The 9,237-nt window shown below is 54.7% G+C and carries 11 protein-coding genes; 10 read left to right on the top strand and 1 reads right to left on the bottom strand.

Annotated elements, in window-relative coordinates; translation table 11 throughout:
- Window positions 1-213 precede the first annotated feature (213 nt).
- Window positions 214-651, top strand: coding sequence for a VOC family metalloprotein YjdN (gene yjdN, locus M977_RS12640; protein ID WP_064515487.1), 438 nt, complete (start codon window positions 214-216; stop codon window positions 649-651).
- Between the two features lie 58 nt (window positions 652-709).
- Here the strand turns inward: yjdN and M977_RS12635 are convergent, their stop codons facing one another.
- Window positions 710-1,924, bottom strand: coding sequence for a phospholipase effector Tle1 domain-containing protein (locus M977_RS12635; RefSeq protein WP_064515485.1), 1,215 nt, complete (start codon window positions 1,922-1,924; stop codon window positions 710-712).
- A 191-nt stretch (window positions 1,925-2,115) separates the two neighbouring features.
- Here M977_RS12635 and phnC point away from each other — a divergent pair, with 191 nt between their 5' ends.
- Genes phnC through phnK form a run of 9 tightly spaced genes read left to right on the top strand, consistent with a single transcriptional unit; the run spans window position 2,116 to window position 9,236 of the window.
- The gene (gene phnC / locus M977_RS12630; protein WP_064515495.1) at window positions 2,116-2,898 is read left to right on the top strand and encodes a phosphonate ABC transporter ATP-binding protein; all 783 of its coding nucleotides are present in this window, start codon (window positions 2,116-2,118) and stop codon (window positions 2,896-2,898) included.
- A 34-nt stretch (window positions 2,899-2,932) separates the two neighbouring features.
- Window positions 2,933-3,949: a phosphonate ABC transporter substrate-binding protein gene (gene phnD / locus M977_RS12625; protein ID WP_064515483.1), complete on the top strand. Its 1,017-nt coding sequence runs from the start codon at window positions 2,933-2,935 to the stop codon at window positions 3,947-3,949.
- Between the two features lie 59 nt (window positions 3,950-4,008).
- Window positions 4,009-4,791: a phosphonate ABC transporter, permease protein PhnE gene (gene phnE, locus M977_RS12620; RefSeq protein ID WP_083962938.1), complete on the top strand. Its 783-nt coding sequence runs from the start codon at window positions 4,009-4,011 to the stop codon at window positions 4,789-4,791.
- Between the two features lie 16 nt (window positions 4,792-4,807).
- Complete coding sequence (phnF, locus tag M977_RS12615) at window positions 4,808-5,533, top strand: phosphonate metabolism transcriptional regulator PhnF (RefSeq protein WP_064515479.1); 726 nt, start codon at window positions 4,808-4,810, stop codon at window positions 5,531-5,533.
- A complete protein-coding gene (phnG, locus tag M977_RS12610) occupies window positions 5,534-5,995 on the top strand; it encodes a phosphonate C-P lyase system protein PhnG (protein ID WP_064515476.1) in 462 nt (153 codons plus the stop codon).
- Window positions 5,992-6,576 carry a phosphonate C-P lyase system protein PhnH gene (gene phnH, locus M977_RS12605; protein WP_064515474.1) on the top strand — a complete coding sequence of 195 codons (585 nt, stop codon included), beginning with the start codon at window positions 5,992-5,994 and terminating at the stop codon, window positions 6,574-6,576. Before phnG ends, phnH begins: the two co-directional genes overlap by 4 nt.
- Window positions 6,576-7,640 (top strand): carbon-phosphorus lyase complex subunit, encoded by a 1,065-nt coding sequence (locus M977_RS12600; protein ID WP_064515471.1) that lies wholly within the window; start codon window positions 6,576-6,578, stop codon window positions 7,638-7,640. Before phnH ends, M977_RS12600 begins: the two co-directional genes overlap by 1 nt.
- Window positions 7,633-8,481 (top strand): alpha-D-ribose 1-methylphosphonate 5-phosphate C-P-lyase PhnJ, encoded by an 849-nt coding sequence (locus M977_RS12595; protein ID WP_064515469.1) that lies wholly within the window; start codon window positions 7,633-7,635, stop codon window positions 8,479-8,481. The genes M977_RS12600 and M977_RS12595 overlap by 8 nt, the downstream gene beginning before the upstream one ends.
- Complete coding sequence (gene phnK / locus M977_RS12590) at window positions 8,478-9,236, top strand: phosphonate C-P lyase system protein PhnK (RefSeq protein ID WP_064515467.1); 759 nt, start codon at window positions 8,478-8,480, stop codon at window positions 9,234-9,236. The genes M977_RS12595 and phnK overlap by 4 nt, the downstream gene beginning before the upstream one ends.
- Window position 9,237: the final 1 nt, after the last annotated feature.

Below are 9,237 nucleotides of genomic sequence, written 5' to 3'. Positions count from 1 at the left end.
GGGGTCGCCAGGGGGCTGGCGTGAGCCACCTGGCACGTTCACCGTTAACGACAGTTGCAGAAGTCGCCAGACGTGCGGGTGAACGGAAAAACCCCCGATCCTACATAAGCATCAAAACCTCTCGGGTGAACCGAAAATCCCTCCCCCCCGCCTGGCTTGCCCAAACTCCCCCAACTAAACTTGTTCTGCACTCCGCAATGAGAGGAACGAACAATGTCTATCGGACCCTACATCTTTTTTGACGGCACCTGCGAAGAAGCAATAGCGTTCTACAAACAAGCCGTCGGTGCTGAGTTACTGTTTAAAATGACTTTTGGTGAAATGCCAAAAGACGAGAATCAGTCGGCTGAAGGATGCAGCAGCGGTTTTAACTGGCCGGACGATAAAATCATGCATGCCAATGTGCGCATTGGCGGTGGCGAAGTGATGATGAGCGACGGCAATATGTGCGCCGATAAAGTGAAACACACGGGCTATGCGCTGAGCCTTACCACCACAGATGTCGCTGAAGGCAAACGCTGGTTTGATAGTCTCAGCGCAGGTGGTGATGTCACCATGCCATGGAGCGAAACATTTTGGGCAAAAGGCTTCGGCATGCTTACCGATAAATACGGTATTCCGTGGATGGTGAATGTCGAAAAACCAATGTAACCAAGCTCTGGGTCGCTACCGTCTGCTCCATAACAGACGGTAGTTTCCCAATAGTTAACTAACGTGCAATCGCCCAGTTAATGGGGATTGCACCCTCGCCGCGTAAATAATCCTGCAAAGGCTGCGGACTATATGACCTGTTCAGCCATTCACCATTGAGTGCCGACTGTTGAAGTAGCGTTGTGCCACAACTAAGACGCTCGATCACCGACTGGTGGACCATCGTTGATGAGGTAACCGGCGGCGGGAGTTGCCGGGGCATAATGCGCAGATAACGTGTGGGCGGATACCAGTCACAATGCAGCGGCCCAAGTGGATCAGCCACCACTTCACTGGGTGCCAGATTAACGCCCAAATCGTCGAGTGCATCATGCATCCAAAGGTACGCGCCATTCGACAAGCTGCGGTCTTCGTCCGTGCCAATATAGCCCCCACCAACATCATGATGAATACCGGGAAACATCACCTGCAAAATACGATCGCGGTTATCCCACAGCACTGGCGCTAAATCGAGACGCTGCTCATCAATGGCGATGGCCTGAAGCCCGTATTTGACCCGTGAATGCAGCTCTGTATTGTTAAAACGAAAAACGTTGTAGCGCTTATCATTGAAATACTTAGGAATCCCCATCTGCCCAACGGTTTCCCACACGGCAACCGCTTCTATAGACATCGGGCGCGAAATGCAGGTTGGGTCCACACTGTCACAGAAAAATCCCGGCAACTCACGCACCACACTTCCCAAAAGGCTGGGGCTCATATCCGGAGTATGAGCAAGATATTGTGCCCATACGGATGAAGCAAAACGCCACGCTTCATCTTTATTGCGAGCGTTTAAATTCAGCTTTTCACGATTTAATAAACCACGGTCGATGATCATCTGCGCCAGCACTCGCGCGGTATAAGCACCGTGGCTAAAACCCACCAGATAGATACGATCGCCCGCCTGCCAGTGCCGACTAATAAAGCTATATCCGCGAATGATCGGCACGATCAACTCGGCACCAAACGCGCCACCGAGGCGTTTCACCAGACCATTATGCGGATCGCCCATACCATAAATGTACTTGGCAACTTGTACGATCCCGCCACTGCTATTGGTAAGGATCTTTTCTTGCTCATTGGCTAACAACAAACTCTGCTTATCAACATTCCCTTTCAGATCAACAAAAAATTGATAAACGTTACTCGCTGCGGCTTCGTCATCCGCTTGATTTTCTACACCGGGAGCGGTCCATGTGCCATCGGCACAAAAAATAATGTTTTTGCTCATCGCTGCTTTCCCAACACCAAAGGGTACCTGTAAGCAAAGACAAAAACGAAGCGTGAAACAATACGACAAATAGCTGATTAGCCTGATGACTTCCAGGCTGGAACTCACTCTTCATCATATCGAAACTTATTCTTAACAAAATCGTCACATTTCATCGGCACCATGAGGCAACTTTTTAAGGAGCCTGAATGATGCAAACAATTATTCGCGTCAACAAATTGAGCAAAACCTTCAACCAGCATCAGGCATTAAATGCTGTTGATTTGGAAGTTAATGAAGGTGAGATGGTCGCTCTGCTGGGGCCTTCTGGTTCAGGCAAATCCACCCTCTTACGCCACCTGAGCGGTCTGATTACTTCTGATAAATCACCTGATTGCCATGTTGAGTTGCTTGGCCGCACCGTCCAAAAAGCGGGCCGTCTGGCAGGTGACATCCGCAAGAGTCGTGCTCACACCGGCTACATCTTCCAGCAGTTCAACCTGGTGAACCGCCTGACGGTACTGGAAAACGTACTGATTGGCGCACTGGGTTCCACGCCGTTCTGGCGCACCTGTTTTAACTGGTTTACCCGCGAACAACATCAACGTGCGTTGCAGGCGCTGACCCGCGTCGGCATGACGCAATTTGCGTATCAGCGCGTGTCCACCCTGTCCGGTGGGCAACAACAGCGCGTGGCGATTGCCCGTGCGCTGATGCAGCAAGCAAAAGTGATTCTCGCCGATGAGCCGATAGCCTCACTCGACCCGGAATCAGCCCGCATCGTGATGGAAACGCTGCACGACATTAACCGCCTGGATGGCATCACCGTAGTGGTGACGCTGCATCAGGTGGACTACGCCCTGCGCTATTGCGAACGCATTGTCGCTCTGCGTCAGGGCCATGTGTTTTACGACGGAAGCAGCTCTGAGTTCGACAACGAACGTCTGGGCAATCTTTACCGCAGCATGAATCGCGTTGACGCGGTTGCTGCTTAACAACTTTGTTATCTCTTTCAAGGAACAGTCAGCCATGAGCTACAAAAAAGTTGCCGCCCTCGCCTTTACCAGCCTGCTAAGCGTCAGCACTCTGTTCAGCACCGCTCATGCGGATGAACAAGAAAAGTCCCTGAACTTCGGCATCATCTCGACTGAATCACAACAAAACCTGAAACCGCAGTGGGACCCGTTCCTGAAGGATATGGAGAAGAAACTGGGCATGAAAGTGAATGCTTTCTTCGCACCGGATTACGCAGGGATTATCCAGGGGATGCGCTTTAACAAAGTGGATATCGCCTGGTACGGCAACCTTTCGGCTATGGAAGCAGTAGACCGCGCTAACGGCCAGGTATTTGCTCAGACGGTAGCGGCAGATGGCAGCCCGGGTTACTGGAGCGTGCTGATTGTTAACAAAGACAGCCCAATCAACAACCTGCAAGACATGCTGGCAAAGCGTAAAGAGCTGACTTTCGGCAACGGTGACCCGAACTCTACTTCTGGCTACCTCGTCCCCGGATACTACGTTTTCGCCAAGAACAACGCATCGGTGAGCGAGTTTAAACGCTCCGTGAATGCCAGCCATGAAACCAACGCCCTGGCAGTGGCTAACAAGCAAGTCGATGTAGCAACCAACAACACCGAAAACCTCGAAAAACTGAAAACTTCCGCACCGGAAAAACTTAAAGAACTGAAAGTCATCTGGAAATCTCCACTGATCCCAGGCGACCCAATCGCATGGCGTAAAAACCTGTCTGAAACCACCAAAGACAAGATCTACGACTTCTTTATGACTTACGGAACAACACCGGAAGAGAAAGACGTCCTGACCCGTCTCGGCTGGGCTCCATTCCGTCCGTCCAGCGACCTGCAACTGGTGCCTATTCGCCAGCTAGCTCTGTTTAAACAAATGCAGGGTGTGAAGGACAACAAAGGCATGGATGACAAAGATAAAACAATCAAAGTCAGCGAGTTGCAGAACCAACTTAGCGATCTGGATCGTTTGACTGCGGCACTGTCTGCCATGAGCAACGTGAATAAAGCGGTTCAGTAAAAACAACCCTAACCCTCTCCCTGATGGAGAGGGTTAAAGCCCCAAACACGGAGCACCCCATGCAACAAACCATTCAAGTCGCCGCACCAAAACGTAGCTGGTTCTCGCTACTAAGCTGGGCGATTTTGTTAGCGGTACTCGTTGCCTCCTGGCAAGGCGCGGAAATGGCCCCGCTCACCTTGATTAAAGATTCCGGCAACATGGCCACCTTTGCAGCCGACTTCTTCCCGCCGGATTTCAGCCAGTGGCGCGACTATCTGGGTGAAATGTCTATCACTTTGCAAATCGCCGTCTGGGGCACTGCCCTTGCCATCGTACTGTCCATTCCTTGTGGCCTGATGTGTGCCGACAACCTGGTGCCATGGTGGGTTTACCAACCAATGCGCCGCCTGATGGACGCCTGCCGCGCCATCAACGAAATGGTCTTTGCGATGTTGTTCGTGGTCGCCGTTGGTCTTGGCCCATTCGCCGGTGTGCTGGCGCTGTTCATCCACACCACTGGCGTACTTTCCAAACTGCTTTCTGAAGCGGTTGAAGCCATTGAACCCGGTCCGGTGGAAGGCATTCGTGCAACCGGCGCTAACAAGCTTGAAGAAATTCTCTACGGCGTGCTGCCACAAGTGATGCCACTGCTTATCTCCTACTCGCTTTACCGCTTTGAATCGAACGTCCGTTCAGCAACGGTGGTTGGCATGGTAGGTGCAGGCGGGATTGGCGTAACGCTTTGGGAAGCGATTCGTGGATTCCAGTTCCAGCAAACCTGCGCGCTGATGGTCATCATCATCGTCACAGTAAGTCTGCTGGACTTTATGTCGCAACGGTTACGTAAGCATTTCATTTAACGAGGCTTTGTTGAAAATGCACTTATCCAGACATCCGACCAGTTACCCGACGCGTTACCAGGAAATTGCCGCCCTGCTTGAAGTGGAGCTGCGTAACCACTACCGCGGTGGCGACTATCTGCCAGCCGAAAGCCAACTGGCCGCGCGCTACGAAGTGAATCGCCACACGCTACGCCGTGCCATTGATCAACTGGTAGAGAAAGGCTGGGTGCAGCGCCGCCAGGGAATTGGTGTGCTGGTGCTGATGCGCCCGTTCGACTACCCGTTAAATGCACAGGCACGCTTTAGTCAGAACCTGCTAGACCAGGGAAGCCACCCCACCAGCGAGCGCTTACTCGCGGTGCTGCGCCCGGCCTCAAATAGTGTGGCAGACGCGCTGGGCGTCACCGAAGGCGAGAACATTATTCACCTGCGCACACTGCGCCGCGTTAACGGTATCGCGGTGTGCCTTATCGACCATTACTTTGCGGAACTTGCCTGGTGGCCCACGCTGCAACAGTTCACCAGCGGTTCGCTGCACGACGTGATTCAAACCCAACTCGGTATCAACCTCACACGCACCCAAACACGCATCAGCGCACGCCGTGCTCAGGCCAAAGAAAGTCGCCTGCTGGAGATCCCGAATATGTCTCCGCTGCTGTGTGTGCGCACTCTCAACCACCATGAGGGTGACGCCTCGCCTGCGGAATACTCCGTCAGTTTGACCCGCGCCGACATGATTGAATTCACCATGGAGCACTAAATGGACGCAACGCATTTTGATACAGCACAGCGCCAGCAGTGGATGGCCGTGCTCGCCCACAGCCTGCCTCAAGAACTGGCAGCACTTTGGGCAGAACAAAAACTCAATCCCGAATATCAGGTAATACGCCAGCCAGAAACAGGCCTGGTACAAATTCAGGCGCGAATGGGCGCCACCGGGCAACGTTTTTTTGCCGGTGACGCCACGCTGACCCGTGCGGTCGTACAACTCGCCAACGGGACTTACGGCTACAGCTACATATCAGGGCGCGATAAAGCCCACGCCGAACGCTGTGCCGTGATCGATGCGCTGATGCAGGAACAAGTTCAGTTCCGGACATTGCAAGAAACCTTAATTGCTCCGCTGGCCGCCAACCGTGAACAACGCCTGGCCGCCCGTCGCACCCAAATTAACAGCAGCCGAGTCGACTTCTTCACTCTGGTTCGCGGAGATAACGCATGACCCTGATGACCGCTTTTAACCTGCCCGTGCAGGATGCACAACAGAGCTTCCGTCGCCTGCTCAAAGCGATGAGCGAGCCGGGCGTTATCGTGGCGCTCCATTCACTGCAACATGGCTGGAAACCACTGAATATCGCCTCCACCAGCGTGCTGCTGACGCTGGCCGATAACGACACGCCGGTGTGGATTAGTGACGCGCTGACTAACGATGTGGCGCTGCAAAATGTCCGATTCCATACAAATTCTTCAATTTCCTTGACGCCTGAGCACGCGCAGTTTGCCGTTGCCGACAGCGCGATTACCGCCGACCAGCTCAACGCACTGGCGCAGGGAACAGACGTCGCCCCCGACACCAGCGCGACACTGATTTTACAGGTACCGAGCCTGAGTGGCGGTCGCATGCTGCGCTTAACCGGCGCGGGCATTCGTGAAGAACGCATGATTGCTCCACAACTGCCTGATTGTGTCATTCATGAACTCACCGAGCGCCCGCACCCGTTCCCGTTGGGCATCGACCTGATTCTGACCTGTGGCGAGCGCCTGCTGGCGATCCCTCGCACCACTCATGTGGAGGTGTGCTGATGTACGTCGCCGTCAAAGGGGGCGAGAAGGCGATAGCCGCCGCCCATCAACTTCAGGAACACAACCGCCGTGGTGACCAAAATCTCGCGGAACTGGATGTGGCACAAATCGAGCAGCAGCTAGGGCTGGCCGTTGATCGCGTGATGACTGAAGGCGGCATTGCCGACCGCGAACTGGCGGCACTCGCCATCAAGCAGGCCAGCGGAGACATGGTTGAAGCCATCTTCCTGCTGCGCGCTTACCGCACCACGCTGCCGCGCCTGGCGGTGAGTGAACCGATGAATACTGCCCAGATGCGTATCGAGCGCCGTATTTCGGCGGTTTATAAAGATGTGCCGGGCGGCCAGTTACTTGGCCCGACTTACGATTACACCCATCGCCTGCTGGATTTCACCCTACTTGCCAACGGCGAAACGCCAACGCTTAAAACGGCTGACGAGCACAGCGAACCCGCTCCGCACGTGTTCAGTCTGCTGGCAAATCAGGGGCTGGCAAAAGCGGAAGAAGATAACGGCGAAAAGCCTGACGACATTACCCGCCAGCCGCCGGTTTACCCATGTTCACGCTCCTCACGCCTGCAACAACTGGTGCGCGGTGACGAAGGCTATTTACTGGCACTCGCCTACTCCACACAGCGTGGTTACGGGCGCAATCACCCGTTTGCGGCAGAAATTCGCAGTGGCTATATCGATCTGGAAATTGTGCCGGAAGAGCTGGGTTTTGCAGTCAATATCGGCGAACTACTGCTAACCGAGTGCGAAATGGTTAACGGCTTTGTGGCCCCTGCTGATGAAGACCCGCACTTCACGCGTGGCTACGGGCTGGTGTTCGGCATGAGCGAACGCAAAGCGATGGCGATGGCGCTGGTTGACCGTGCACTGCAAGCCCCGGACTACGACGAAACAGTAGCAGGCCCGGCACAGGACGAAGAGTTCGTACTGGCCCACGCTGATAACGTCGAAGCAGCCGGGTTTGTCTCACACCTGAAACTGCCGCACTACGTCGATTTCCAGGCCGAACTGGAACTGCTTAAACGTCTGCAAAAGGAACGTAATCGTGACTAAGGCACTCTCCGGCTACAACTTTGCTTATCTGGATGAACAAACCAAGCGCACCCTGCGTCGCGCCATTCTGAAAGCGGTCGCCATTCCGGGTTATCAGGTGCCGTTTGGCGGCCGTGAAATGCCGATGCCATATGGCTGGGGCACAGGCGGCATTCAGATCACCGCCAGCGTGATTGGCGAAAACGACGTGCTGAAGGTGATTGACCAGGGCGCAGACGACACCACCAACGCCGTGTCGATTCGCAACTTCTTCAAGCGTGTGACTAACGTGGCAACCACGGAATCCACCGCCGACGCAACGCTAATTCAGACGCGCCACCGCATTCCGGAAACGCCGCTCACCGAAGACCAGATTTTGATTTTCCAGGTACCGATTCCTGAGCCGCTGCGCTTTATCGAACCACGCGAAACCGAAACCCGCACCATGCACGCGCTTGAAGAATACGGCGTGATGCAGGTGAAATTGTACGAAGACATCGCCCGTTTTGGCCACATCGCCACCACTTACGCCTACCCGGTGAAAGTGAACGAACGCTACGTGATGGACCCGTCGCCGATTCCGAAATTCGATAACCCGAAAATGGACATGATGCCCGCGCTGCAACTGTTCGGTGCCGGGCGTGAAAAACGCATTTACGCGGTGCCGCCGTATACCCGCGTCGAAAGTCTCGATTTTGACGACCATCCGTTTACCGTCCAGGAGTGGGAAGAACCGTGCGCGATTTGCGGCTCGCACCACAGCTACCTCGACGAAGTGGTGCTCGACGATGCGGGCAACCGCATGTTCGTCTGCTCCGATACCGATTTCTGCCGCCAGAACAGCGAGGCTGCGACCAAATGACTCGACCGTTACTTTCCGTCAATAACCTGACCCACCTTTATGCACCCGGTAAAGGCTTTAGCGATGTGTCATTCGAGCTTTATCCTGGCGAAGTGCTGGGGATTGTTGGCGAATCTGGCTCTGGGAAAACCACGTTGCTGAAGTCGATTTCTGCCCGTCTCGCTCCGCAAAACGGCGAAGTGGTTTATCTCGACTCGTCGCTGTACGACATGAGCGAAGGCGAACGCCGCCGCCTGCTGCGCACCGAATGGGGCGTAGTTCATCAACATGCGATGGACGGCCTGCGCCGCCACGTTTCTGCGGGCGGCAACATTGGCGAGCGTTTAATGGCAACCGGCGCGCGCCATTACGGTGATATCCGTGCCATCGCCGAGCGCTGGTTAGAAGAGGTGGAAATCCCTGCCTCGCGTATCGACGACCTGCCAACCACATTTTCCGGCGGCATGCAGCAGCGCCTGCAAATTGCCCGCAACCTGGTGACGCACCCGAAACTGGTGTTTATGGATGAGCCAACCGGCGGGCTGGATGTTTCCGTGCAGGCGCGTTTGCTCGACCTGCTGCGTGGACTGGTGCGCGAACTGAATCTGGCCGTGGTGATCGTCACCCACGATTTGGGCGTCGCCCGTTTGCTGGCGGACCGCCTGCTGGTCATGAAGCAAGGACACGTGGTGGAAAGCGGCCTGACTGACCGCGTGCTGGACGACCCGCACCACCCGTATACCCAACTGCTTGTTTCTTCCGTCCTTCAGAATTAGG

Origin of the sequence: Buttiauxella gaviniae ATCC 51604 (assembly GCF_001654835.1) — a bacterium.
GTDB lineage: Bacteria > Pseudomonadota > Gammaproteobacteria > Enterobacterales > Enterobacteriaceae > Buttiauxella > Buttiauxella gaviniae.
This window is presented reverse-complemented; position numbering and strand designations above follow the sequence as displayed.